Annotated in this window: 23 protein-coding genes and 3 pseudogenes; 16 read left to right on the top strand and 10 right to left on the bottom strand. The window is 68.6% G+C overall.

The genetic code is table 11. The features are described from left to right. Window positions 1–130 precede the first annotated feature (130 nt). The 4 genes and pseudogenes from topA to M2437_RS16810 form a co-directional block, all read right to left on the bottom strand. Window positions 131–2,858 (bottom strand): annotated as a pseudogene (topA, locus tag M2437_RS16825) (type I DNA topoisomerase). A 148-nt stretch (window positions 2,859–3,006) separates the two neighbouring features. Beyond that, window positions 3,007–3,954: a molybdopterin-binding protein gene (locus tag M2437_RS16820; RefSeq protein WP_015951694.1), complete on the bottom strand. Its 948-nt coding sequence runs from the start codon at window positions 3,952–3,954 to the stop codon at window positions 3,007–3,009. After that, window positions 3,951–4,823: a cytochrome b/b6 domain-containing protein gene (locus M2437_RS16815; protein WP_003599340.1), complete on the bottom strand. Its 873-nt coding sequence runs from the start codon at window positions 4,821–4,823 to the stop codon at window positions 3,951–3,953. Before M2437_RS16815 ends, M2437_RS16820 begins: the two co-directional genes overlap by 4 nt. A gap of 166 nt (window positions 4,824–4,989) precedes the next feature. Then, window positions 4,990–5,301, bottom strand: a complete 312-nt coding sequence (locus tag M2437_RS16810) for a hypothetical protein (protein ID WP_003599341.1) — start codon at window positions 5,299–5,301, stop codon at window positions 4,990–4,992. Between the two features lie 274 nt (window positions 5,302–5,575). On the opposite strand from M2437_RS16810, the gene M2437_RS16805 reads away from it, so the two are divergent. From M2437_RS16805 to M2437_RS16775, 7 genes are all read left to right on the top strand, one after another. Continuing rightward, the gene (locus M2437_RS16805) at window positions 5,576–6,523 is read left to right on the top strand and encodes an aspartate carbamoyltransferase catalytic subunit (RefSeq protein ID WP_012254578.1); all 948 of its coding nucleotides are present in this window, start codon (window positions 5,576–5,578) and stop codon (window positions 6,521–6,523) included. A gap of 5 nt (window positions 6,524–6,528) precedes the next feature. Next, complete coding sequence (locus M2437_RS16800; protein WP_253388129.1) at window positions 6,529–7,833, top strand: dihydroorotase; 1,305 nt, start codon at window positions 6,529–6,531, stop codon at window positions 7,831–7,833. After that, window positions 7,830–8,438 carry a glycerol-3-phosphate 1-O-acyltransferase PlsY gene (gene plsY / locus M2437_RS16795; RefSeq protein WP_253388128.1) on the top strand — a complete coding sequence of 203 codons (609 nt, stop codon included), beginning with the start codon at window positions 7,830–7,832 and terminating at the stop codon, window positions 8,436–8,438. The genes M2437_RS16800 and plsY overlap by 4 nt, the downstream gene beginning before the upstream one ends. Before the next feature lie 31 nt (window positions 8,439–8,469). Further along, entirely contained in the window at window positions 8,470–9,663 is a 1,194-nt protein-coding gene (gene dprA / locus M2437_RS16790) for a DNA-processing protein DprA (RefSeq protein WP_253388127.1), read from the top strand. A gap of 324 nt (window positions 9,664–9,987) precedes the next feature. Continuing rightward, the gene (locus M2437_RS16785) at window positions 9,988–10,815 is read left to right on the top strand and encodes an SGNH/GDSL hydrolase family protein (RefSeq protein ID WP_253388126.1); all 828 of its coding nucleotides are present in this window, start codon (window positions 9,988–9,990) and stop codon (window positions 10,813–10,815) included. Further along, window positions 10,812–11,963 (top strand): hypothetical protein, encoded by a 1,152-nt coding sequence (locus tag M2437_RS16780; protein WP_253388125.1) that lies wholly within the window; start codon window positions 10,812–10,814, stop codon window positions 11,961–11,963. Before M2437_RS16785 ends, M2437_RS16780 begins: the two co-directional genes overlap by 4 nt. 90 nt (window positions 11,964–12,053) lie before the next feature. Then, window positions 12,054–12,728, top strand: coding sequence for a DJ-1/PfpI family protein (locus M2437_RS16775; protein WP_253388124.1), 675 nt, complete (start codon window positions 12,054–12,056; stop codon window positions 12,726–12,728). Here M2437_RS16775 and ruvX read toward each other — a convergent pair. Next, the gene (gene ruvX, locus M2437_RS16770; RefSeq protein ID WP_015951703.1) at window positions 12,725–13,222 is read right to left on the bottom strand and encodes a Holliday junction resolvase RuvX; all 498 of its coding nucleotides are present in this window, start codon (window positions 13,220–13,222) and stop codon (window positions 12,725–12,727) included. The two genes, M2437_RS16775 and ruvX, sit on opposite strands and share 4 nt — an antisense overlap. Beyond that, a complete protein-coding gene (locus M2437_RS16765) occupies window positions 13,219–13,797 on the bottom strand; it encodes an SMI1/KNR4 family protein (RefSeq protein ID WP_015951704.1) in 579 nt (192 codons plus the stop codon). The genes ruvX and M2437_RS16765 overlap by 4 nt, the downstream gene beginning before the upstream one ends. 214 nt (window positions 13,798–14,011) lie before the next feature. Between M2437_RS16765 and M2437_RS16760 the strand changes: the two genes are divergently transcribed. The 6 genes and pseudogenes from M2437_RS16760 (at window position 14,012) to M2437_RS16735 (ending at window position 17,198) form a co-directional block, all read left to right on the top strand. Then, complete coding sequence (locus tag M2437_RS16760) at window positions 14,012–14,143, top strand: hypothetical protein (protein ID WP_334317357.1); 132 nt, start codon at window positions 14,012–14,014, stop codon at window positions 14,141–14,143. 158 nt (window positions 14,144–14,301) lie between these two features. Next, a complete protein-coding gene (gene gatC, locus M2437_RS16755) occupies window positions 14,302–14,589 on the top strand; it encodes an Asp-tRNA(Asn)/Glu-tRNA(Gln) amidotransferase subunit GatC (RefSeq protein ID WP_253388123.1) in 288 nt (95 codons plus the stop codon). A gap of 96 nt (window positions 14,590–14,685) precedes the next feature. Then, window positions 14,686–16,167 carry an Asp-tRNA(Asn)/Glu-tRNA(Gln) amidotransferase subunit GatA gene (gene gatA, locus M2437_RS16750; RefSeq protein WP_253388122.1) on the top strand — a complete coding sequence of 494 codons (1,482 nt, stop codon included), beginning with the start codon at window positions 14,686–14,688 and terminating at the stop codon, window positions 16,165–16,167. Next, a pseudogene (locus M2437_RS16745) lies at window positions 16,164–16,476 on the top strand (hypothetical protein). The gene gatA and the pseudogene M2437_RS16745 overlap by 4 nt, the downstream one beginning before the upstream one ends. Before the next feature lie 77 nt (window positions 16,477–16,553). After that, complete coding sequence (locus tag M2437_RS16740; protein ID WP_253388120.1) at window positions 16,554–16,796, top strand: type II toxin-antitoxin system RelE family toxin; 243 nt, start codon at window positions 16,554–16,556, stop codon at window positions 16,794–16,796. A gap of 15 nt (window positions 16,797–16,811) precedes the next feature. Then, entirely contained in the window at window positions 16,812–17,198 is a 387-nt protein-coding gene (locus M2437_RS16735; protein ID WP_253388119.1) for a helix-turn-helix domain-containing protein, read from the top strand. 49 nt (window positions 17,199–17,247) lie between these two features. Here the strand turns inward: M2437_RS16735 and M2437_RS16730 are convergent, their stop codons facing one another. The 3 genes from M2437_RS16730 to M2437_RS16720 form a co-directional block, all read right to left on the bottom strand. Further along, on the bottom strand, window positions 17,248–20,412 hold the full coding sequence (locus M2437_RS16730; protein WP_253388118.1) for a multidrug efflux RND transporter permease subunit: 3,165 nt from the start codon (window positions 20,410–20,412) through the stop codon (window positions 17,248–17,250). A 78-nt stretch (window positions 20,413–20,490) separates the two neighbouring features. Then, entirely contained in the window at window positions 20,491–21,816 is a 1,326-nt protein-coding gene (locus M2437_RS16725) for an efflux RND transporter periplasmic adaptor subunit (protein ID WP_015951709.1), read from the bottom strand. Between the two features lie 379 nt (window positions 21,817–22,195). After that, window positions 22,196–22,564, bottom strand: a complete 369-nt coding sequence (locus M2437_RS16720) for a hypothetical protein (protein ID WP_253389635.1) — start codon at window positions 22,562–22,564, stop codon at window positions 22,196–22,198. 294 nt (window positions 22,565–22,858) lie between these two features. Between M2437_RS16720 and M2437_RS16715 the strand changes: the two genes are divergently transcribed. Beyond that, entirely contained in the window at window positions 22,859–23,458 is a 600-nt protein-coding gene (locus M2437_RS16715) for a L,D-transpeptidase (RefSeq protein WP_015951711.1), read from the top strand. A gap of 711 nt (window positions 23,459–24,169) precedes the next feature. Further along, the gene (locus M2437_RS16710; RefSeq protein ID WP_253388117.1) at window positions 24,170–24,430 is read left to right on the top strand and encodes a hypothetical protein; all 261 of its coding nucleotides are present in this window, start codon (window positions 24,170–24,172) and stop codon (window positions 24,428–24,430) included. 76 nt (window positions 24,431–24,506) lie between these two features. Here M2437_RS16710 and M2437_RS16705 read toward each other — a convergent pair whose 3' ends face one another. Further along, on the bottom strand, window positions 24,507–24,764 hold the full coding sequence (locus M2437_RS16705) for a hypothetical protein (protein WP_499007202.1): 258 nt from the start codon (window positions 24,762–24,764) through the stop codon (window positions 24,507–24,509). Between M2437_RS16705 and M2437_RS16700 the strand changes: the two are divergent. Further along, window positions 24,753–24,851, top strand: a pseudogene (locus M2437_RS16700) (AAA family ATPase); the annotation flags it as partial. The gene M2437_RS16705 and the pseudogene M2437_RS16700 sit on opposite strands and share 12 nt — an antisense overlap.

Below are 24,851 nucleotides of genomic sequence, written 5' to 3'. Positions count from 1 at the left end.
ACGAACCTGCCAGAAGAGAACGCGCGGCGCTGTCGTCTGTGCGCCCTCTCATCCCGATTGAAGCGCGGGCCGTCGGCCGGATGTCGAGACGACCCGACATCCGGCGGAAGCGCCCGCTTGCAGCGAGCCCTCAGCCCGCCTTCGTCTTCGCCGTCGCCTTCTTGGCAGCCGCCGGCTTGGCCGCGGCCTTCGTCGCCGGCGCCTTCGCCTTGGCCGCCGTCTTGCGCACGGCCGGCTTCTTCGCCTCGCCGGCCTCCGCCTTCTTCGCCGGCGCGCGGGCGCGGGAAGCCGTCTTGCGGACCGGCTTCTTGCCGCCGCCCGAGGCGCGCTTGGCGTTGACGAGGTCGATTGCCTGCTCCAGCGTCAGGCTCTCGGCGGCCATCGTCTTCGGCAGCGTCGCGTTGACCGAGCCGTCGCTGACATAGGGGCCGTACTTGCCGGCCTTGACCACGAGGGCGGCGCCGTCCGGATGCTGGCCGAGCGTGCGGCCGGGATCGGAGGAGGGGCGGCCGCGTCCGCCACCCTGCTCCTTGGCGACGATGAGGTCGATGGCGCGGTTTGCGCCGATCTCCAGCACGTCGTCGTCTTTGCCGAGATTGGCGTAGGTCTTCCCGTGCTGCACGTAGGGGCCGAAGCGGCCGAGATTGGCCAGGATCGGCTCGCCGGTCTCGGGATGCTTGGCCACCTCGCGCGGCAGCGAGAGCAGGCGCAGCGCGATTTCCAACGTCACGCTGCCCGGCGTCATCCCCTTGGGCAACGAAGAGCGCTTGGGCTTCTCCGCGCCCTTCTCGGCACTCGCCTCGCCGAGCTGCACGAACGGCCCGAAGCGGCCGTCGCGCAGGGTTACGGGCAGGCCGGTGGCCGGATCGTCGCCGAGCACGCGCACGCCGGGCTGGCCGCCCTCGGCCGAGGAGCCGTCACCCTCGCCCTCGACACCCGAGGCCGAAAGCTGGCGGGTATACTTGCATTCCGGGTAATTCGAGCAGCCGATGAAGGCGCCGAACTTGCCGAGCTTGAGCGAGAGCTGTCCCGCTCCGCAGGTCGGGCAGGTGCGCGGATCGCCCCCATCCGCCTTCTCGGGGAAGATGTGGGGCCCGAGCAGGCCGTTGAGCGCCTCGAGAACCTCGGCGACGCGCAATTCCTTGGTGCCGCCGATCGCGGCGGAAAAATCGCGCCAGAAGTCGCGCAGCACGGAGCGCCAGTCGATCTCGGCGTTCGAGACCCGGTCGAGCTGCTCCTCCAGGCTCGCGGTGAAGTCGTACTCGACATAGCGCTTGAAGAAGCTTTCGAGGAAGCCGGTGACGAGCCGCCCCTTGTCCTCCGGCTGGAGGCGCTTCTTCTCGATGCGGACATATTCGCGGTCGCGCAGGGTCTGCAGCACCGCGGCATAGGTCGAGGGCCGGCCGATGCCGAGCTCCTCCATCCGCTTGACGAGGCTGGCCTCGGAGTAGCGCGGCGGCGGCTCGGTGAAGTGCTGGGTCGAGGCGATGCGCTCGCGCTTGAGCGCGTCGCCCGCCTTCATCGCCGGCAGGCGCTTGGCGTCCTCGTCCTCCTCGTCGTCCTTGCCCTCCTGATAGAGCGCAAGGAAGCCGTCGAACTTCACGACCTGACCGGTGGCGCGCAGGTCGATCCGGCGCGGGCCGACATTCGCGCTCACCTCGACGGTGGTGCGCTCCAGCTCGGCCGATTCCATCTGGCTCGCGATGGTGCGGGTCCAGATCAGGTCGTAGAGCTTGGCCTGCTCCGGCTCGAGGTGGCGGGCGACGTGCTTCGGCAACCGGCCCATATCGGTCGGGCGCACGGCCTCGTGGGCCTCCTGCGCGTTCTTGGCCTTGACGGTGTATTTGCGCGGCGCGCCGGGGACGTAAGCGTCGCCGAATTCGCGGCCGATCACCTGGCGCGCGTCCTGGATCGCCTCCGGCGCCATGTCGACGCCGTCGGTTCGCATGTAGGTGATGATGCCGACGGTCTCGCCGCCGACATCGACGCCCTCGTAGAGCCGCTGCGCGACCCGCATGGTCTGCGCCGGGGCCATCCCGAGCTTGCGGGACGCCTCCTGCTGCAGCGTGGAGGTGGTGAAGGGCGGCTGCGGATGGCGCTTGGCGGGTTTGGCCTCGATGCTCGCCACCTGGAAGGTCGCGAGTTCGAGGTCGCGCTTGAAGGCGGCGGCCTCTTCGGCATTGCCGACGTCGAGGCGCTGGATGCGCTTGCCGTCGGCGCCGACGAGCCGGGCCTCGAACACGCCGCCGGCTTCCGTCACCAGCGTCGCAATGATCGACCAGTACTCACGCGGCTTGAAGCGCTCGATCTCCATCTCGCGCTCGACCACGAGGCGGAGCGCCACCGACTGCACACGGCCCGCCGAGCGGGGCGCCGGGCAGCTTGCGCCACAGCACCGGCGAGAGGTTGAAGCCGACGAGGTAATCGAGGGCGCGGCGCGCGAGATAGGCATCGACCAGGGCCTGGTCGATCTGGCGCGGCTTCTTCATCGCCGCGTCGACCGACGCCTTGGTGATGGCATTGAAGGTCACCCGCTCGACGGGGATGCCCTTGAGCGCCTTGCGGGCGGTGAGCGCCTCGATGACGTGCCAGGAGATCGCCTCGCCTTCGCGATCCGGGTCGGTCGCGAGGATGAGCTTCTCGGCTCCCTTCACGGCGCGGGCGATCTCGGACACGCGCTTGGCGCCGCGATCCTCGACCTCCCAGATCATGGCGAAGTCGGCCTCCGGATCAACCGAGCCGTCCTTGGCCGGCAGATCGCGGATATGGCCGAACGAGGCCAGAACCTCGTAATCGCGCCCCAGGTATTTGTTGATCGTCTTGGCCTTGGCCGGCGACTCGACGACGACGACTTTCATGAACCTCTGCCTCTCGCCAGAGCCTCACCGCAGATACGGTTTTGGGAATGGCGCGGATGCGTACCGGTCGGAGGCCGGCTCTCGCGCCGCGCAGAAGTGGGTGAGCCGCGCGGCGTTGTCAAATCGGGTGAACGTGCCGGACCTGCCCTTAAATCCCCGCGTACCACTCGTAGCCGCGGTCCTCCCAGTAGCCGCCCTTGCCGTCGCCGATGCCGGTCAGGCCCTCGGTCAGTTCGATTCGCATGATGTATTTCGCCTGCTTGTAACCGAGCTGGCGCTCAACCCGCAGGCGTAGCGGCGCGCCGTTCGAGACCGGCAGTGCCTTGCCGTTCAGGTCGTAGGCGAGGATCGTCTGCGGGTGGTAGGCGTCGGTGAGATCGATGCTCTCGTAATAGCGAACCGGCGTGCCCTGGCTCGCTTCGTCCTCGGCATTCGGTGCCTCCGCGCCTGCGGCCTGCGAATCGCTCGCCTGATTCTCGGCCCCCTCCGGCCGGGTCTCCATGCTGGGATTGGCGGTCTTTTCCGGTTCCGCCTCGTCCTCCCCGCCGCTCATGGCGTATTCCATCGTGTCGGCGCAGTGGAACACGACGTAGCGGGCATTCGGCTTCAGGCCGGCCCGCTTGAGCACCTCCGCGAGCGGCACGCCGGTCCACTTGCCGATGGCGCTCCAGCCCTCGACGCAGTCGTGCCGCGTCGTCTGGGTGCGGGCGGGCAGGGCCCGCAGATCGGCGAGGCTGAGATCCTGAGGCCGCTCGACGAGCCCGTCGACACGGAGCTTGAACCCGTCGAAGCTCTTGGCGGCGAGCGCCTTGTAGGCCCGGTCCGGTGGCTCGATCGTGCCGTTCGGCTTGAACCAGGGCGAGATCTCCGAATCCGGGAATTCCTTGGCGAGCGAGGCCGGCGTCAGCAGCAGGCGCTGCACGAACAGGTTGGCGTCCTCGCCCGCCCTCAGCGCGCGCTGTCCGGTCGGGCTCGCGGCGAAGCGGTCGCAGCCGCCCAGCGCCGAGACGCCGAGCAGGCCGGCCGCCGCGGTGAGGAAACCGCGGCGGTGGGGGCGGGGGATGTGGAGACGGGGGGTCATGAGACGAGGGGTCATGGGGTCTCTCCCGGGCCGGCGGGAAGTTTCTGGCGCTCGATCACGAACCAGCCGGTGATCATGCTGCGCATGTTGTTGACCACGCCGGAGAGCAGCACGAGCAGGACGTGGACGATCACGAACAGCACCAGCAGGTTTGTGACGATGAAGTGGATCGTGCGGGCCGATTGCCGGCCGCCGAACAGGTCGGGCAGGGGCACCACCGCGTTGACGCCAGGAGACATGGCGAGCCCGGTGAGCACCATCAGCGGCAGCAGCACCGCCACCACGACGAGGTAGGAGAGCTTCTGCAGCACGTTGTAGCGCTTGGCCTCGTCCCCTTCCGGAAAGTGCAGGGTCAGGTGCTCGCGGATCGAGGAGCCGAACCCGCGCAGCTGGTCGCCGTCAGGCACGAGGCGCCGCCGAAGCTGGCCCGTACCGATCCCGTAGAGGAGGTAGATCAGCCCGTTGATGACGAAGGCCCAGGCGAACAGGAAGTGCCAGCGCCGCCCGGTGGCGAGATCCTGATGCGCCGGCAGGGTCGCCCAGGCGGGGAAGGCGCGCCCCGCCTGCTGGCCGTTGAGGTTCGACAGGCCGAGCACGCCCGTCGTCTCGAAGGTGTGGCCGGCCACAAAGACGATGCCGCGCGGCGTGCCGTCGTCCCGCTGGTCGTCGGTGATGGCGACGAACGGCTTATCGAAGGTCGAGGCCGCGCCCCAATAGAGTGCCGGATGGGCGTTGAAGATCTGCAGGCCGCTCATCAGCAGGATGGCGAGGCAGACCACGTTGAGCCAGTGCGCCAGCCGGATCACCAGCGGATGGCGAAACATCCAGCGCCGCCGCACCGTCTCGACGATGTCCGGCCCCGAGAGCGTCGATCCTGCGGCCACGGCGCGGCTGTTCCTTAGTTGCAGCCAACCCGCGCCGGGAGGATGGACCGTTCGGCGCGGGAAGACTCGGAAGGTTTCGTTCGACACGAAAAAGCCCGCCCGGTTTAACCGGGCGGGCCGAGGATCGCCTAGATGGCGATCCGGTCACAGTAGAGTGACGGGTGGATTACATCCCGCCCGCGCCGGACTCCATGCCGGAGCCGGAATTCATGCGCTTCGAGCGCATCATCTTCTTGTTCTTCATCGGCTTTTTCATCTTCTTGGAGCTGCGCTTCATCGGGCGCTGCTCCTGGCCCATGTCGTCGCCCATGGCGCCCTGCTGCATTTGGCCGCCCATCTGGCCACCCATTTGCCCGCCGGGCTGGCCGCCCATGCCGGGCTCCATGCCGCCCCGCTGCATGCCCTGAGCGTAGGCGCCGGACGAGAGGGCGAGGCCGAGCGAGAGCGCACCGGCGGTCAGGAGAAGTCGCGTATTCATCAGCTACCCTTCGTTTCCGGGTCGGCCAGCGAATACCGGGACAGGCATTCGTCGCGCGCAAACCCCAACAGATGTTGGAAAAACGGAAGCGAGGCCGGATCGTTCAAATTTTTCTCGATCACAGGCTCGCGATGATCAAGAAAATCTCTCAACCGCGACCGGGCGAGACCGTTTTTCCTTGCGCCATCGGCTGCGCCGGCCGACCGGACACGCCTGCGCCTTGCCGGGCCCCTCCCGGACACCTATAGCGCGGAGCCAACGCCAGAACCGCCGCATGACCGCTCAGACCGCACCCGCCTTCCCGCACCGGCACCTGCTCGGCATCGAGGGCCTGAGCCGGCCGGACATCGAAGCGCTCTTGGAGCGCGCCGACGCCGCCGTCGCCCTGTCGCGGCAGGTCGAGAAGAAGCGCACCGTCCTGCGCGGTCGCACGCAGATCAACCTGTTCTTCGAGCCTTCGACCCGCACGCAATCCTCGTTCGAACTCGCGGGCAAGCGCCTCGGCGCCGACGTGATGAACATGTCGGTCGCCTCGTCCTCGGTGAAGAAGGGCGAGACGCTCATCGACACGGCCGCGACGCTCAACGCCATGCGGCCCGACATCATCGTGGTGCGCCACCACGCGGCGGGCGCGGTGCATCTGCTCGCCCGCAAGGTCGATTGCGCCGTGGTGAACGCCGGCGACGGCGCTCACGAGCACCCGACCCAGGCGCTGCTCGATGCGCTCACCATCCGCCGCAACAAGGGCGGCATCGAGGGGCTTCAGGTCGCGATCTGCGGCGACGTCCTGCATTCGCGGGTGGCGCGCTCGAACATCATCCTGCTTCAGGCGCTGGGCGCCCGGGTGCGGGTGATCGGCCCCTCGACGCTGCTGCCCACCGGCATCGAGCGCTTCGGCGTCGAGGTGTTCACCGACATGCGTGCGGGGCTGAAAGGCTGCGACATCGTAATGATGCTGCGCCTCCAGCGCGAGCGGATGAACGGCTCCTTCGTGCCGAGCGTGAAGGAGTATTTCCGCTATTACGGCCTCGACGGCGACAAGCTGGCGCTGGCCAAGCCCGGCGCCCTGGTGATGCATCCGGGTCCGATGAACCGCGGCGTCGAGATCGCCTCCGACATCGCCGACGGGACGCAGTCGCTGATCCGCGAGCAGGTCGAGATGGGCGTCGCCGTGCGCATGGCCGTGCTGGAAGCGCTGGCGACCCACTTGCCGAACGGGTGACACTCATGAGCGCGCTCGTCCTCTCCAACGCCCATCTCCTCGATCCGGCCAGCGGCCGCGAGGGTCCCGGCGCCGTGCTCGTGCGCGACGGCCGCCTCGCCGACATCGCCTGGGGTGCCGCACCCGACGCGCCGGAGGGCGCCCAAAAGATCGATTGCGGGGGTCTCACCCTCGCGCCGGGCCTGATCGACCTGCGCGCCTTCGTCGGCGAGCCGGGCGCCGAGCACCGCGAGACCCTGGCCTCGGCGAGTGCCGCCGCGGCGGCCGGCGGCGTGACGACCCTGGTCTGCATGCCCGACACCAACCCTGTCATCGACGGGCCGGCCATCGTCGATTTCGTGCTGCGCCGCGCCCGCGACACCGCGAGCGTCAACGTGCTGCCGGCTGCCGCCATCACCAAGGGCTTGGCCGGCCGGGAGATGACCGAGTTCGGCCTACTGGCGGAAGCCGGCGCGGTCGCCTTCACCGACGGGCTCAAGGCCGTGACCAACGCGCAGGTGATGCGCCGCGCGCTGACCTACGCCCGCGATTTCGGGGCGCTGCTGATGCAGCATGTCGAGGAGCCGGACCTCGTCGGCGAGGGCGTGATGAACGAGGGCGAGATGGCCTCCCGCCTCGGCCTGATCGGCATCCCCCGCGAGGCCGAGACGGTGATGCTGGAGCGCGACATCCGCCTCGTGCGCCTCACCGGCGCGCGCTACCACGCGGCGATGATCTCCTGTGCCGATTCCGTCGAGATCGTGCGGCGGGCCAAGGAGGCGGGGCTGCCCGTCACCTGCGGCGTCTCGGTCAACAACCTCGTGCTCAACGAGGGCGACATCGGCCACTACCGCACCTTCTGCAAGCTCTCGCCGCCCTTGCGCCGCGAGGACGACCGGCAGGCGGTGATCGCCGCGCTGAATGAAGGCGTGATCGACGTCATCGTCTCCGACCACAATCCGCAGGACGTCGAGACCAAGCGCCTGCCCTTCGCCGAAGCCGCGGACGGCGCGCTCGGCATCGAGACCCTGCTCGGCGCGAGCCTTCGCCTGCTCCATACCGGCGACGTGACGCTGGGAACGCTGCTGAAGGCCCTCTCGGCCAACCCCGCCACGCTGCTCGGCCGCGAGGCGGGCCGCCTGGAGAAGGGCGCCCCCGCCGACCTCGTGCTGATCAACCCCGATCTGCCCTACCTGCTCGACAAGCGGCAGTTGAAGTCGCGCTCCAAGAACTCGCCCTTCGACGAGGCCCGGCTCCAGGGCGCCGCGGTGCTGACGCTGGTGGGCGGCCGCATCGTCCACCGCTCCGACCTCTCGGCCCTGGCCGCATGACCACGCTTCTCGCGGCCGGCTGGCCGGTCCTCATCACCGCGCTCGTCCTCGGCTATGCCTGCGGCGCGATCCCCTTCGGGCTGATCCTCACGAAGTTCGCCGGTCTCGGCGACGTGCGGGCGATCGGCTCGGGCAATATCGGCGCGACCAACGTGCTGCGCACCGGCCGCAAGGGCCTGGCTGCCGCGACGCTGCTCTGCGACGCGCTCAAGGGCACGCTGCCGGTGCTGGCCGCGAGCCATTGGGGCGAGGGGCCGGCGCTGGCGGCGGGCCTCGGCGCCTTCCTCGGCCATCTCTTCCCGGTCTGGCTCGGCTTCAAGGGCGGGAAGGGCGTGGCGACCTTCATCGGCGTGCTGCTGGCACTGAGCCCGGTGACGCTGGCCGCCTTCGCCGCGATCTGGCTCGGGCTCGCCTTTGCCCTGAAATACTCGTCGCTCGCCGCGCTCGCGGCGTCGGCCGCCACGCCCCTCATCCTGTGGGTGCTGGGACACGGAACGGTTGCAGCGCTCTTCCTCGTGCTCGCAGCTTTGCTATGGTGGAAGCACGCGCCCAACATCCGCCGACTCGCCGCCGGCACCGAGGGGCGGATCGGGAAGAAGGGGTGAGCGCCGCCCCCTCCCGGACGGAGGGGGACCGATGCAGCTCACCGACGCGCAACGCCTCGATTGGCTGCGCCTGATCCGCACCGACGGCATCGGCCCGCGCACCTTCCGCGGCCTGATCAACCGCTTCGGCAGCGCGTCGGCCGCGCTCGATGCCCTGCCGGACCTGACGAAGCGGGCGGGCAAACGCGCCGTACCGCCCACGACGGCCGAGGCCGAGCGCGAGATGGCGGCCGCCGCCCGCCTCGGCATCCGCTTCCTCGCCATGGGCGAGGCGGCCTACCCGAAGGCGCTGCACGCCACCGACACCGCCCCGCCGCTGATCGCCGTTCGCGGCGATCCGGCCGCGCTTCTCAAGCCTTCGGTGGCCATCGTCGGCTCGCGCAACGCCTCGACCGCCGGCCTCGCCTTCACCGAGCGGCTCGCCCGCGGCTTCGGCGAAGCCGGTCTCGTCGTCGTCTCGGGGCTCGCCCGCGGCATCGACGCCCGCGCCCACAGGGCGACGCTCACCACCGGCACCGTCGCGGTCCTCGCAGGTGGGCAGGACCGGATCGATCCGGAGAACCATGCCGGCCTCGTCGAGGAGATCGTCGGGGCGGGCGGGGCGGTGGTCGCTGAGATGCCGATGGGCTGGGTGCCGCGCGGGCGCGACTTTCCCCGCCGCAACCGCATCATCTCCGGCCTCAGCCTCGGCACCGTCATCGTGGAGGCCGCGCGCCGCTCCGGCTCGCTTATCACCGCCCGCTTCGCGCTGGAGCAGGGCCGGGAAGTCTTCGCGGTGCCCGGCTCGCCGCTCGATCCGCGGGCGGAGGGCACCAACGACCTGATCCGCCAGGGTGCGACGCTGGTCTCGGAGGTCGAGCACGTCCTGTCGGTGCTCGATCCGCTGATCGCCGGGGACGCGCCGCAAGCGGACGGCCTGAACGATCGCTCCGAGACTTGGCGCACGCCCGATTACTGGGACGAGATTGATTTCGACGGACGAGCCGAGATCGCGCCGCCGCTGCTTTCCGCCGCGGCGGAGCCGATCGAGGCTCCCCCCGAACCCCGCGACGACCGCGCGCGGCTGATCGCATGCTTGAGCCCGACTCCGGTCGGGACCGACGAACTGGCCCGCTCCACCGGCCTATCGGTTCGGATCGTGCAGACGACGCTGCTCGAACTCGAACTCGACGGCCGGATCGAGCGGCACGGCAGCGGGACGGTCTCCCTGGTTTCGCGGGCGTGACGCGGCCGATCCGGCGAGGAAAGGCCCATGACGCCGGGGCAGGACGGCCCAGTTACCGCGCTCGATCGAGGCCCCCGAACCGCATGCCGGCGTCGATCGAGCAGCGTCTATGACCGACAAATCTTTGATCCGAGTCTCGCCCTTAAGACTCCATCAAACACTGCGCATTGCGGCTGTGGCGAATCACGATTATTGGGCCGTAATTCCGGCCTCGGTTCGGTTAGAAGGGTCGATATTAGTCATTCCGCGAAGCCCCCCGGTCGAGGTGGCTCGCGGGCGGGGGCTCGAACGGTGGTGCGGCTTCTTCCTCAGGCTCGGAAGCGGATGGTCCCGACGGGACGTCCGCGGCGGCTTCTCGGCGCGACGGCGCTGATGCTGGCCCTCACCCTCTCCTCGACCGCGGTGCTCGCCTACGCCGACCTGCTGCCGCAACACCTCGATCTCGGCTTCGACCTCGACCTCGGCCTGTTCGAGGATGCGGCCCCGGCCGGCCTTCCGCACGTCGCCCAGAAGATCGCGCTGGGCGGGCCGCTGAGCATCGTCGCCTTCGGCTCCTCCTCGACGGAAGGGATCGGCGCCTCGACGCCCGCCGCCGCCTATCCCGCCCGCCTCGAAGCGGGTCTGCGGCGCGCCCTGCCGCATCTCGGCAGCAAGATCACGGTCGCCAACCGCGGCATCGGCGGCGAGGCGGTGGACGAGATGCTGGCCCGGCTCGACCGGGACGTGATCGCGCCCCGGCCCGATCTCGTGATCTGGCAGACCGGCAGCAACGACGCCCTGCGCGGCGTCTCCCTCGATCACTTCCGCGAGGCGACCGAGGCGGCGCTGGAGCGTATCCGCGCGGCGGGGATCGACGTGGTTCTGATGGAGCCGCAATGGTGCCCGACGCTCGACGCCACGCCCGGCGCCGACCGGTTTCGCGATGCGGTGCGCACCCTCGGCTCCGATCTCGGCGTCCCGGTGATCCGCCGCTCCGACCTGATGCGCGACTGGATCGGGCAGGGGCGGCTGACCCGCACCGAATTGTTCGCCAGCGACGGCCTGCACATGGCCGATGGCGGCTACGCCCTGCTCGCCGAGGCGGCGCAAGACACGGTGCTCGACGGCGCCGAGGCGGCACCGGTCGCGCTCGCCGAGGCGGGGACGGATTGAGGCCATCATCCGGGGCGGCCAACGCCGCCCGCTGTGTCGCAGTCGGCCTTGTGCTCGCGGCAGCGCCCGCCGGGGCGGTCGATCTGCACCTGCTGCCCGAAAACCCGCGCTACGCCCGCAACCCGACCTGCGCCGACGTCACTGTCGTGGCGCCGGCGCGCCGGCCCGGCACGCATCCGCTCGACGATCGGATCAGCCCCAACCCCGCCCTGTCGCCGATGAGCCAGGGCGACAGCGCGATCTGCTTTGCCTACGCCACCGCCGACATGATCTCGCAGCGCGTCGGGGTCACCGTGTCGGCGCTGGATGTCGCCACCCGCTACTACTTCGCCGATCCGGCCGGCCTCGAACGCAGCCGGGATCGCGCTTTGCGGAACTATCTGCGTCGAAATCCCGACCTCGCGGAGGAGATCGCCGAGAGCCGCAACGACACCGAGGCGAGCCGTGAGCGCAACCCCGGACGCAAGCCGTATTTCGACAAGCTGGAGGACGGGCAAGAGGAGGCAGCAACCCTTCTCTACAACCTCGGCGGCCTGTGCACGGACCGGGACCTGCCCTCCTTCGACGGCTACGGCCAGCACGCGCGCACCTTTGGAGCCCTGCGCTGGCGCAGCCGCGTCGCGGCCCCAAAAATCTCGTGGCGCAGCCTCGGCGGGACGGTGCCTCGGCTGCGCGATTCGGCGACCGACGCCTTCAACGCCGGCTGGATCGCCCATGTCGAGCGGCGCTGCCGCCGCAAGCCTCTGCCGGTGCCGCTGATCCCGGTCTCGGAGTCGATCGCCGACAACCAGCTCGACTTCATGGACAAGGCCGCCCGCAGCGAGCCCGGCCTCAAGGCCGGCACCGACCGGCTGATGGCGAGGATCGATTACGCCCTCGACCGGGGCCGCCTGCCGGTGGTGGGCTATTCCTGGTACGTGCTGGAAGAGCGCCTGCCGAAGGATCCGGACATCGCCGCCGACCATTCAAGCCCGATCATCGCCCGGCGCAAGGCGGGCGGGCGCTGCCAGTACCACCTGCAGGACAATACCGGCGAGTACTGCGCCCGGATGCGGCCGGGCATCGCCGAGCGCTGCGACCTCGGCCGGGTCTGGCTCGACGAGGACGAGCTGCGCGCCTCGCTCTACAGCGTGATCTATCTGCGCTAGGTTCTTGTTTTTGCATCGTCTTTTTCCGAAAGCCGGCGGCTACCTTTCGGGACGATGCTTCAGATTCTTCCGAGCGGAGGCTTCGGGACCATGACGATCGAGATCGGATTCCTCGTCTTCCCCAAGGTGCAGCAGCTCGATCTGACCGGCCCCTACGAGGTGCTGGCCATGGTGCCGGGCGCCCGCGTCCATCTCGTCGCGAAGGCGCTGGAACCGGTCACGAGCGCCACCGGCCTCGTGCTGACGCCCACAATCACCTTCGCCGAATGCCCGGCTCTCGACGTGATCTGCGTGCCCGGCGGCGCGGGGGTGAACCCGCTGATGGAGGATGCCGAGACCCTCGACTTCCTGCGCCGTCAGGCGGAGCGCGCCCGCTATGTCACCTCCGTCTGCACCGGGGCCCTGGTGCTCGGCGCGGCGGGACTTCTGCGGGGCAAGCGGGCCACCACGCACTGGGCGGCGCACGATCTCCTCGCCGCCTTCGGGGCGATCCCGACCGAGGGGCGCGTGGTGCGCGACGGCAACCTGATCACCGGTGGCGGCGTGACCGCAGGCATCGATTTCGGCCTGACGCTCGCGGCCGAACTCACCGACGTGGCGACCGCGAAGGCGATCCAGCTCCATCAGGAATACGCTCCGACCCCGCCCTTCGATGCCGGCCGCCCCGAAACCGCGGGTCCAGAGATTCTAGCGGCCGCCCGCGAGCGGCTGTCGGTGACGCGCCAGGAGCGGGAGACGATCGTGGCGCGGGTGACGCGGGGTTAAAACCCGTCCGCCTCCTCGGCCGCGCCGGAGAACATCCCGCCCATCACGTCGAGGCAGCTTTGCAGGATATAGGCGGCGGCGAGCTTGTCCACGAGTTCGCCGCGACGCGCCCGCGAGGCGTCGGCTTCGATCAGCGTGCGGGTGACGGCGGCGGTGGAGAGGCGCTCGTCGAAGAACAGGACCGGCAGCGGCAAGAGCGGCTTGAGGTTGCGGGCAAAGCTCCGGCTCGATTGAGCCCGGGGGCCTTCGGAACCGTCCATGTTGAGCGGCAGGCCGATCACGAGGCCGCCGACCGCGTGCGTCGCGCAGAGCGACACGATCCGCGCCACGTCGGGCGTGAACTTCACCCGCCGGATCGTCTCCAGCGGCGAGGCGATCTGCCGGCCGACATCGGACAGGGCGATCCCGATGGTCTTGGTGCCGAGGTCGAGCCCGATCAGGCGCGGCGCGCCGGCCGAGGCTTCGGCGAAAGCCGCCATCTCCTCCCGGTTCACGAATCCGTCGCTCCGAGCTGTTCCAGAGCCGCCGCGTCGTCGCCCACGAAGGTCGCGGGCAGCGGACCTTCCCCGTCGCCGAGGATGTGCAGGATCTCGAGGCCCTGAAGCCCGCGCAGGAAGGTGGGCAGGTCGGCACCGCCGAAATGCACCGTCTCCAGATCGGCGCACAGCACCCAGATGTCGTATTCGGGAAAGCCGGGCGTCACGTCGAAGAACAGGAAATCGCCCCGCTCGGTCTGCCCGAAGAAGCAGGCCCGCTCCATCAGCCCGGCATCGGCATCACCCTCGATGGTGAAGCGGTGCGGCTCGTCGCTGTCCTCGTCGCGCAGGCCGTCGAGGGCGAGCGCCACGCCGTGCGAGATCAGGTGCGCACGCGAACCGAGATCCGCCGCCTCCACCGGAACCGGGGTGAAGATGCGCAGATGCCCGCCGATCCGCCCGGCGCCGCAGCTCTGCGCGAAGTTGCGGTAGCTCTGGGGGAGGGGGAACCCGAGCTCGGCCTCGGCGCGGGCGAGATCCGCCTCGCTGGAGGTCAGCCCGGGATGCAGTTCCCGGAAGACGCTGTCCCACATGCCCCGTCCTCCCCGTATCCCGATGAGGGAGGGGCTTACGCCCGCCCGCGCGGACTTGTCCACCGCACAGATTAACCATGGCAGGCAGTCGTCCCTCCCGGGATAGACCGGAAGGCGAAAAGCGGTGTTGAGGTTTCATTAACGACGCCGGAACCGCCCCGTGCCCCTCACGCCGACGCCGACCCCTCCCGCCTCCGCCCGATCCGGTCGCCTCATGCGGCGGCACGTGCTGATGCTGGCGCTTGCCGTCGAGATCCTCTGCGTCGGGGCCTACAACGCCGACCGCTACCGCCGCCCCGGAATCACCGTGGACATGCCGGTGACGCGGGGCCACGTCATCGTCTGACCGGCCGGATCGATCGGGGTTTAGGGGCTCTGTGACACTCTCCGCCATCGGCGCGGCCCGGAGCGTTGCCCCTGCGCGAAGGCGGGTGCTATAGCCCGGCTGATCCCGGCGCGAGGTCTTTCACCCGCGCTCACGGCAGGCGAGGCGACACGGGCGGCATGTCGGTCGACGAGACAACGGTACGGCGCATCGCGCATCTGGCCCGCATCGCGGTGACCAACGAGGAAGTCGGCCCGCTGAAGGGGGAGCTCAACGCGATCCTCGCCTTCGTCGAGCAACTCGGCGCGGTCGATGTCGAGGGCGTCGAGCCGATGACCTCCGTCACCCCGATGCGCATGAAGAAGCGCGCCGACGTGGTGAACGACGGCGGCCGGGCGAGCGACATCGTCGCCAACGCCCCCGAGACCGAGGACAACTATTTTCTCGTGCCGAAGGTCGTCGAGTAGTCCTCTGGGACGCGACGGAGCGGCTTTTCTGCCACCCGCGAGACGCCACGCGCCCGCGGACTTGGTGCGGATACCTGGCAGACACTTGGAACGGGCATGACGGCACTCAACGAACTCACCCTGGCCGAGGCTCGCGACGGGCTGAACGCCAAAGACTTCTCAGCCCGCGAGATCGCGCAGGCGCATCTCGACGCCATCGACCGGGCAAAGGCGCTCAACGCCTACATCGTCGCGACGCCCGACCGGGCGCTGAAGATGGCCGAGGTCTCGGACCAGAAGATCGCCAAGGGCGAGGCGCGCCCGCTCGAGGGCCTGCCGCTCGGCATCAAGGACCTGTTCGCGACGCAGGGCGTCGACACCACCGCAGGCTCGAAGATCCTCGAAGGGTTCGAGCCGCATTACGAATCGAACGTCTCGTCCCAGCTCTGGCGCGACGGCGCGGTGATGTTGGGTAAGCTCAACCTCGACGAGTTCGCCATGGGCTCGTCCAACGAGACCAGCGCCTACGGCAAGACGATCTCCCCCTGGCGCCGCCAGGGCTCCGACGCGCCGCTGGTGCCCGGCGGCTCGTCGGGCGGCTCGGCGGCAGCGGTGGCCGCGCATCTCTGCCTCGGCGCCACGGCGACCGATACCGGCGGCTCGATCCGCCAGCCCGCCGCCTTCACCGGCACCGTCGGCATCAAGCCGACCTACGGCCGCTGCTCACGTTGGGGCATCATCGCCTACGCCTCCTCGCTCGATCAGGCCGGCCCGATCGCCCGCACGGTGCAGGATTGCGCGATCCTGCTCGGCTCCATGGCAGGACACGACCCGCGCGACACGACGTCCGTGGACATGCCGGTGCCCGACTTCGAGGCCGCGATCTCGCGGGGCGTGAAGGGCCTCACCATCGGCATCCCGAAGGAATACCGGGTCGAGGGCATGCCCGCCGAGATCCAGCGGCTGTGGGACCAGGGCGCGGACTGGCTGCGGGAGGCCGGCGCGACGATCAAGGAAATCTCGCTGCCACACACGCAATACGCGCTGCCGGCCTACTACATCGTGGCGCCGGCCGAGGCCTCCTCGAACCTCGCCCGCTACGACGGCGTCCGCTACGGCCTGCGGGTGCCGGGCAAAGACATCGCCGGGATGTACGAGAACACCCGCGCCGCCGGCTTCGGTCGCGAGGTGAAGCGCCGCATCATGATCGGCACCTACGTGCTGTCGGCGGGCTACTACGACGCCTACTACGTCCGGGCCCAGAAGATCCGCACGCTGATCAAGCGCGACTTCGAGGCGGCCTACGCCGCCGGCGTCGACGCGATCCTCACCCCCGCAACCCCGTCGGCGGCCTTCGGCATCGGCGAGATGGCCTCGGCCGATCCGGTCGAGATGTATCTCAACGACGTGTTCACGGTGACGGTGAACATGGCCGGCCTGCCCGGCATCTCGGTGCCGGCCGGCCTCGACGCGCAGGGTCTGCCGCTCGGCCTCCAGCTCATCGGTCGTCCCTTCGACGAGGAGACGCTGTTCGCCGCTGCGCAGACCATCGAGAATGCGGCCGGGCGGATCAGCCTGCCGAAGGCGTGGTGGGCGTGAACGCCGCCCCCGTCGTCCCGGTCTATTCGTTCTCGGTCTGGATCCTCGCCGGGTTCGACCCCCTCCTGATCCTGATCGCCGTGTTCCTCGGCTGGAAGGCGGATCAGTTCGGCAAGGTCTTCATCGCGGCCATCGCCGCTTTGGGGGTCTCGGTGCTATTCGCATGGCTCGTGACGCGGATCGGCCTGCCCTGGCCGGCCCCCTGTCGCCGCCGACCTGCCGACGTTCTTTCCGGTGCGAACGGTCTCGGCGTTTCTCTGGGCCGCCGCCGGATATGGCGCGCGGCGGGTGTTCAACCGGCGTCATTGATCGCCGCGCCTGTACTTTACGGTTGCATCGACTGAGCGACTCGGCACTCTTGCGCGCATGCCTGCGACGCCGGTGCCGTGAAGACTATTTTCTACACAGCCGCTGCCCTCAAAAGCCTCACCAAACTCCCCAAGCCCGTTCAGGCTGACATCCTGGCGAAGCTTGAACGCTATGCGGCAACCGGCTCGGGTTCGACAAAGTCCCTGGTCGGCCGGCCCGGTGTGCGGCTGCGGATCGGCGATTACCGCGCGGTCTTCACCGAGACGATAGATACGATCTCGGTCTTTGCGATCGGTGACCGACGTGACATCTACACCTGAGAGGGTGCAGCAGCCATGAAGCCGCAAATCATCAGAACGGAAACGGGCGAGGAACTCGTCGTACTGACGCGCCGAGAGTACGATGCCCTTCTCGCCACCATCGACGGCGAAGAAGCCGAGGATCGCGACACGGCACGACTCACGGACGCGTACCTGATTGAGGAAGCAGCGGGGCAACCTGCTGCGATACCGCACTGGTTCGTGAAGCTCGTGGTCGAACACGGTTCGACGGTCGCGGCCGCCCGCGCTCACAGCGGCGGCACGCAGGCCGACCTCTCGACAGCTACCGGCATCCCGCAAGACGCCATCATCCGGTTCGAGCGAGCGGAAGCCGATCCGGACGACGGGCAACGGCAGCGCATCGCATCCTGCACGGGTGTCGCGCCGGATTGGCTCGGCTGAACCCGATCATGGCGGGCACGGTTCCAACCGCGCCCGTCCCCTGAGCTTGCTACTCCGCCGGCACCGAGTGCCCATGATGAGCCGCCCCAGGCGCCGCCTCCGCGTTTTCGCCCGCGGCGACCTCCTTGCGCTTGAACAGGCGCATCACCACCACGAAGAACACCGGCACGAAGAACACCGCGAGCACGGTGGCCGAGATCATGCCGCCCATCACGCCCGTGCCGATGGCCTGCTGGCTCTTCGAGGAGGCGCCTGTGGCGATCGCCAGCGGCACCACGCCGAAGATGAAGGCGAGCGAGGTCATCACGATCGGGCGGAAGCGGAGCGTCGCCGCCTGGATCGTCGCCTGGACGATGCTGGTGCCGGGCTTCCAGAGGTCGCGGGCGAACTCCACGATCAGGATCGCGTTCTTGGCCGACAGGCCGATGATCGTGATGAGCCCGATCTTGAAGTAGACGTCGTTGGGCATGCCGCGCAGATACACCGCCGCCACGGAGCCGATGACGCCGAGCGGGATCACGAGCAGCACCGAGATCGGGATCGACCAGCTCTCGTAGAGCGCGGCCAGACACAGGAACACGATCAGCACCGACAGCGCCAGCAGCAGCGAGGCCTGGGAGCCCGCCTCCTTCTCCTGGAGCGACTGCCCGGTCCAGGCGTAGCCGAAGCCCTTCGGCAGGAAGGTCATCAGCCGCTCCATCTCCTTGATGGTGTCGCCGGAGGTGTAGCCGGGGGCCGGATCGCCGGTGATGCGCACTGACTGGTAGCCGTTGAAGCCGATGATCTGGGCCGGGCCGACACCCCATTTCAGGTCGGCGAAGGAGGACATCGGCACCATCGTCCCCTGCGCGTTCTTGACCGAGTAGTTCAACAGGTCCGCCGCGTGCAGGCGCTGGAGATCCTCGGACTGCACGATCACGCGCTGCATCTTGCCGCGATTCGGGAAGTCGTTGACGTAGACCGAGCCGAGATTGACCTGGATCGTGTTGTTGATGTCCTCGAAATCGACGCCAAGCGCGGCCGCCTTCTCGCGGTCGATGATGAGTTCGGCCTCGGGCGCGGGCGGCAGGCCCTCGACATAGACCTTCGTCAGCACGGGGCTCTTGCGGGCGAGCGACAGCAGCTGCTCCTGGGCCGCCATCAGCGCCGAGTAGCCCTTCTGCGCCCGGTCCTGCAGGCGGAACGAGAAGCCCGAGGCGTTGCCGAGGTTGTCGATCGGCGGCGGCTCCAGCGCCTGGATCACGGCATCCTTGTAGCCCCCGAGCGCCTTGTTGGTGCCCTCGACCAGCTTGGCGGCGGAGTTCGCCGCGTCGCGCTCGCTCCAGGGCTTGAGCGTGACGAAGGCCTGGCTCGTCATCTGGCCCTGGCCGGAGAAGGAGAAGCCGTTGATGACGGTGACCGTCGCCACGCCCGGCTGGGCCAGGAGATAATCCTCGACCTTCTTCACCGCCGCTTCCGTGCGGTTGAAGGAGGAGCCCGGCGGGGTCTGGATATCGACGGTGAAGAAGCCCTGATCCTCGAGCGGCAGGAAGCCCTCGGGCAGGCGCATGAAGGCGTAGGCCACGCCCGCGACCAGCACGAGGTAGATCAGCATCACTCGGCCGGACTTCCGGATGAACCACGCCACACCGCGGCCGTATCGGGCGGTCTCCCGGTCGACGAACCGGTTGAACCATCCGAACACGCCGCCCTTGGCGTGGCCGTGCCCCTTCTCGATCGGCTTCAGCATCGTGGCGCAGAGCGCCGGGGTCAGCGAGAGGGCGAGCAGGGCCGAGAAGGCGATGGAGGTCACCATCGCGATCGAGAACTGCCGGTAGATGATGCCGACCGAGCCGGGGAAGAACGCCATCGGGATGAACACGGCGATCAGCACCAGGGTGATGCCGATGATCGCCCCCGTGATCTGGCTCATCGCCTTCCGGGTCGCCTCCTTCGGGGGCAGGCCCTCCTCGTTCATGATGCGCTCGACGTTCTCGACGACGACGATGGCGTCGTCGACGAGGATGCCGATGGCCAGCACCATGCCGAACATGGTCAGCACGTTCACGGAGAAGCCCGCGAGCAGCATGACGGTGCAGGTGCCGAACAGGGCGATCGGCACGACGATGGTCGGGATGAGGGTGTAGCGGATGTTCTGGAGGAACACGAACATCACGATGAAGACGAGCACCACCGCCTCGACCAGCGTGTGCAGCACCTTCTCGATCGAGGCATCGACCGCGGGCGTGATGTCGTAGGGGATGTCCCACTTCACTGTGTCGGGGAAGAACTGCGACAGCTCCACCATCTTGGCGCGGATCGCCTTGGCCGTCTCGATGGCGTTGCCGTCGGGCGCCAGCGTCACGGAGATGCCCGCCGCCGGGCCGCCGTTGAGGCGGGTAGTGAACTTGTAGTCGTCGCCGCCGAGTTCGATCCGGGCGACGTCGCGCAGGCGCACGTTGGAGCCGTCGGGGTTCGCCCGCAGCACGATAGCGCCGAACGCCTCCGGCTCGGTCATCTGCCCCTTGACGATGATGGGGAAGTTGACGGCGTGGCGCTCAGGCGAGGGCTGCGCGCCGACGGCACCAGAAGCGATCTGCACGTTCTGCCGGCCGATCGCCTTGGTCACGTCGGCGGCGTTCAGCGAGAGGCCGCGCAGCTTGTCCGGGTCGATCCAGATCCGCAGCGCCCGCTCGGTCGAGTAGAGGGTCGCGCGACCGACGCCGGGGATGCGGCGGATCTCGTTGATGACGTTGCGGATCAGGAAGTCGCCCAGCCCCACCTCGTCGGTCTTCCCATCGGTGGAGACGAGCGTGATGATGTTCAGCGTCGCGGCCGAGGCTTCCTCCACGAGGATACCCTGCTGGCGCACTTCGGCCGGCAGACGCGCCTCGACGCGCTTCAAGCGGTTCTGCACCTCGACGCCGGCGTAGCCGGGATCGGTGCCGGGCTGGAAGCTCGCGGTGATCTCGACCACGCCGAACGAGTCGGAGGCCGATTCGAAGCTCAGGATGTTGGCCGCACCGTTGAGCTCGTCCTCGATGAGGCGCGTCGTGCCGGTGTAGAGGTTCTCCACCGAGGCGCCGGGATACGAGGTCGAGAGCGCGATCGCGGGGGGCGCGATGATCGGATACTGGGCGATCGGCAGTTGCGGGATCGAGAGCGCGCCGCCCAGCAGAATGAAGAGGGCGACGACCCAGGCGAAGACCGGCCGGTCGATGAAGAAGCGAGCCATGAGGCGCGTTGATGTCCTATGCCATCGGGCCGGCGGGGCGTCGGGACGCCCGCCGGCCGCGCGATGCTTGAGAAAGAATCAGTCGGCGAACTGGGCGACGGGCTGGGCGGCCGGCTCGGCCGCGGACGAACTCTTCTCGTTCGTCTCCTTGCCGTCGGTGTCGTGACTGTCGGTGTCGATCGGCTTGCCCTCGTCGGCAGCGGTCTCCGTCTTCCACGGGACGGTCTTCACCTGGATGCCCGCGGAGATCTTCTGGAAGCCTTCGACGACGACCTTCTCGCCGCCCTCCAGGCCCTCGCGGATCAGCCAGTTGCCGCCGACCACGGGGCCGACCTCGACCGGCTGGAGCATGACCTTGCCGTCGGGCTTGACCACCCAGACCTCGGGCTTGCCGTCACTGGTGCGCTGGATCGCCTGCTGCGGCACGGCGATGGCGTCCGAGTCGATGCCCTGCTTGATCCGGGCGCGGACATACATGCCGGGAAACAGCTCGTTGTGCGGGTTGGGGAACTGCACCCGCAGCGTCACCTGGCCCGTGCTTGGGTCGGCGGTGACATCGGAGAACAGCAGGCGCCCGGCCGAGCCGTAGAGCGTCCCGTCGTCCATGATGAGGTGGACGTTGGCGGTGTCGGCGGCGAGCTTGGCGAGTTCGCCCGAGGCGATGTCGCGGCGCAGCTTGTTCAGCTCGCCCACCGACTGGGTGATGTCGACGTAGATCGGGTCGAGCTGCTGGATCGTGGCGAGCACGCCGGTGATGCCGGACTCGATCAGCGTGCCCTCGGTGAGCAACGCCCGGCCGATGCGACCGGAGATCGGCGCGCGTACATCGGTCCAGGACAGGTTGAGCCGCGCCCGATCGCGGGCCGCCTTGGCGCCGGCGACTTCGGCCTCGGCCTGCTTCTTGGCGGCAAACGCCGTGTCGTACTGCGCCTGGCTCGCGGTGTTGCGGGCGAGCAGGGTCTCGAGGCGGTCGGCCTGCTGGTTGGCCAGCACCAGGGCGGCCTCGCGGTTGGCCAAAGTCGCCTCGGCGCTGGCGAGGTCGACCTGATAGGGGGCCGGATCGATCTTGTAGAGGACGTCGCCCTCGTTGACGTGGCTGCCCTGCTCGAACAGGCGCCGGATCACCAGACCCGAGACCCGCGAGCGCACCTCGGCGATGCGCATCGGCGCGACGCGGCCGGGCAGATCGCGGACGTAGGGGATCGGTTGCGGACGGACGCTGACGACGCTGACCTCGGGCGGCGGCAGCGGCACGGGCGCGGCCGCCTTCTGCTCGTTGCAGGCCGAGACGGCGACGAGGACGGCACCGACGAGAAGAGAGGCCGGCAGGGACCAGCGGGAGCGGCGGCTTCCGGCCTTGGCAAGGCCGGGATTGCTGCCGGGCGACTGGGGAGACGGCGTCACGATGGGGTTACTCCTACGATGCTCTCGGCATTTGTTGTCGCATCGACGTCTGTCCGAAGGCCGGTGCTGGCCTTCGAGCCGATGCCGTGACGCGGCCGGCGGTCCCCCGGGAAGGAGAGCGTCACCGCGCGTCACGGATGACGGGGGAGACCGGATCGGCCTCGCGCGCCGTTGCAATCACCGGGCCGCTGCGACGATCGGGGATCGAAGGCCCTGGACGTAAGATGCCGGAGGCATCGGGATCGACTGTGCGGGACAGCCGAATGGGGTCGGGGTACATCCTAGGCGCGAAGTTTGGCAATCCGACGACGGCGCGCATCGGCGCCATGCCATCGCTCAAACCCCTCGCAACGCCCGTACGACCGCGACGACGCGCCTGTCAGGCCCGGGGCGGACGCTCGGGCTGACCGCGCTCGGCGGCAGCGGGGTTTCGATCCGAGAGGGGACGGGGAAGGGACGATGCCCGCGCGCGATCGAGACCCGGAAGGGCCGCGCTCACGCGCCCGAGTTTCGCGACCTCGTCGAGATCGAGCACGGCGTGGCCGATCCGCACGCTGGCGAGCGGGTCCGTGTCGGGGCGTTGCTCGAACGTCACCACGCCATGTGCCTGCGGGATTCCGCTGAGGGCAGAGCCGTCGGTCGGCAGGCCGATGACGACGAGCAGGCTCAGCAGCCCGACCAGCGTGGACAGGACGATGCGGGCCGGTCGGCCGGCATGGGTACGGCCCGTCGATGCAAGGCGAGTCATGATGGTCACGATGACATCATTGTGGTGGATGAAACGTTCCCGCGCAATCGAGTGCGGCATTCTGGCCGGTCCTCCAGGACAGTCACTCGGCTCCTCATCCAGCGGAGCATGCTTCGGCCGTAAGCCGATGTGCCGGGCCGCACGGCGTTCCGGACGCGCCCGACATTTCGGCGCAGGCGTTGCCGAGAACCCACACCCTTGCCTTCCTCCTGCCCTGACGGCCGGCCCTAAAGCGCTCGACTCGCCTGCTGCCGCCACCCGCGCGGCGCGGCCCCTTCGAGGAGGATACACGCCTTGCCGACCAGGTCCTGGCCGAACCGTTCCGCGCTGCCGCGCTTTGCCGCAACGCTTGCCCTCGGCGGTGCTCTTGCGGTGGCCGCCTTCGTGCCGGCCTACGCCAACCCGCTCGACAGCGGACCGCTGGCCGACTTCATCAACGTCTTCAAGACGCAGGCCATCCCGCGTGACACGGTAGCCTATGCCGGCAAGGAGAAGCCCGGCACCATCGTGATCTCCACGAGCCAGCGCCGGCTCTACTACGTGCTCGGCGGCGGCGAGGCGATCCGCTACGGCGTCGGCGTCGGGCGCCAGGGCTTCTCATGGTCGGGCACCAAGACGGTCACGGGCAAGAAGGAATGGCCGGCCTGGCGCCCGCCGGCCCAGATGCTCGCCCGCCGCCCGGACCTGCCGCGCTACATGGCCGGCGGCCAGGACAACCCGCTCGGCGCCCGGGCGATGTATCTCGGCTCCTCGCTCTACCGCATCCACGGCTCGAACGAGCCCGAGACGATGGGCGCCGCCGTGTCGTCAGGCTGCATCCGCATGACCAACAAGGACGTGGTCGATCTCTACGACCGGGTGAAAGTCGGCACGAAGGTGATCGTGAAGAACTGATGTGAGCACACGGGAAGTTTGTCGGCAGGAGAGGGAAGTCTGTCGGTAATTCGCTCCACCGAGGCCGCGCAGGACCTCGTCAAACCGAGGCTTCAGCCTTTGGCGGCGGCAATGGGATCGGCCAGCTGAGGGGTTTCCTTGCCTGTAACTTCGTGTCCCAGTCGGCCTGGACGCACGGCAAGATCACCTTCGCCAGCCTCGGCGCGGCCGGTGTCCTTCCCACCGCAAATGGAAGCCCAGGCTGTAAGCCTTGCCTGGGCGAGCAGGATCTGAGCGGCGACAGTTCGGAGGCGGCAGAGCGTCGATATAGCCGACTTCGACGTGAGTTCGCGACCGTGCCGCAGCGCGAGGTTGAGCCGACATACAACGCGGGCTCCACCCGCCCCTCAGGTGCCGAGCCGGACATCGATGGGCTACGCCGGAATCGGGCTGGAACACGATCCGCATGTCCTACCCGCGTCATGACGGCCCATGAACGCTCCCATGAAGACCGGGACCGAGTCGACCGAAGAGGCTGACATAGCCGGGCCTTGAGACCGCCCATGGGCGATCTGTCTCGATTCCGCTCTCCGCAGGGGCGTTTCCGATTCCTATTTTTGCAAATTTATGCAACGATACGGGATGGCTGGCCGACACAGAAGCAAATTCGATCCCGCCCTCGCAGAGCGCGTCAAGATAGCCTGCTCTAGCCCCGGCAACTCGATTTCGAGGTTGGCGCACGAGATCGGCGTATGGCCATCCACTCTCAGCAGATCGGTCAATAATCAACGCTTCTCTAAGGAGTTGCGGGCAAAGCTGGACAGTCATCTGCCCAAGGAAGCGCAGGGCGGTTTAATCGATCGGAAAGACCATCCCGAATTGCAACGGGTATTGCATTTATTGCAAGAATTGGGTAGGTTGATACCGGACTTGCATCAGCGGCTCCTTGCCGCTCTCGACCCGCAGGCACGGCTGGATCAGAAAGCGGATTAGAGGGGCAGACATGGCAAGCGCGCAGCAGCTCATCGCGATGATCCGTAGCCATGCAGCAGGCGACGATGATCGGTTTCTATCGGTTGCGGAGGAGATCGCCGGTGACGCCGCGAAGGCCGGCAGGAGCCGGATGGCGGCTGACATGACCGCGCTTCTCAAGGATCTGCGGACTGTCAGGCAGGGCGCAGGCGAGCGTGCCAAGCCTGTCGCTCTCGCCGCTCCGCGAGGCGAGCTTGCCGCGCTCATGCGCGCCGCCTACCCCGAAACGAGGCTCTCCGATCTCGTCGTCGGACCCGATCTCGATCGGCGGCTGCGCCGACTCGTGAGAGAACATCGCGAACGGGAGAAGCTTGAGGACAAGGGTCTGGCTCCCCGCAGGAAGTTCCTGTTCTCCGGACCGCCCGGAACAGGCAAGAGCATG

The sequence above is a fragment of the Methylorubrum pseudosasae genome (assembly GCF_029504475.1).
Classification (GTDB): Bacteria; Pseudomonadota; Alphaproteobacteria; order Rhizobiales; family Beijerinckiaceae; genus Methylobacterium; species Methylobacterium extorquens.
This window is presented reverse-complemented; position numbering and strand designations above follow the sequence as displayed.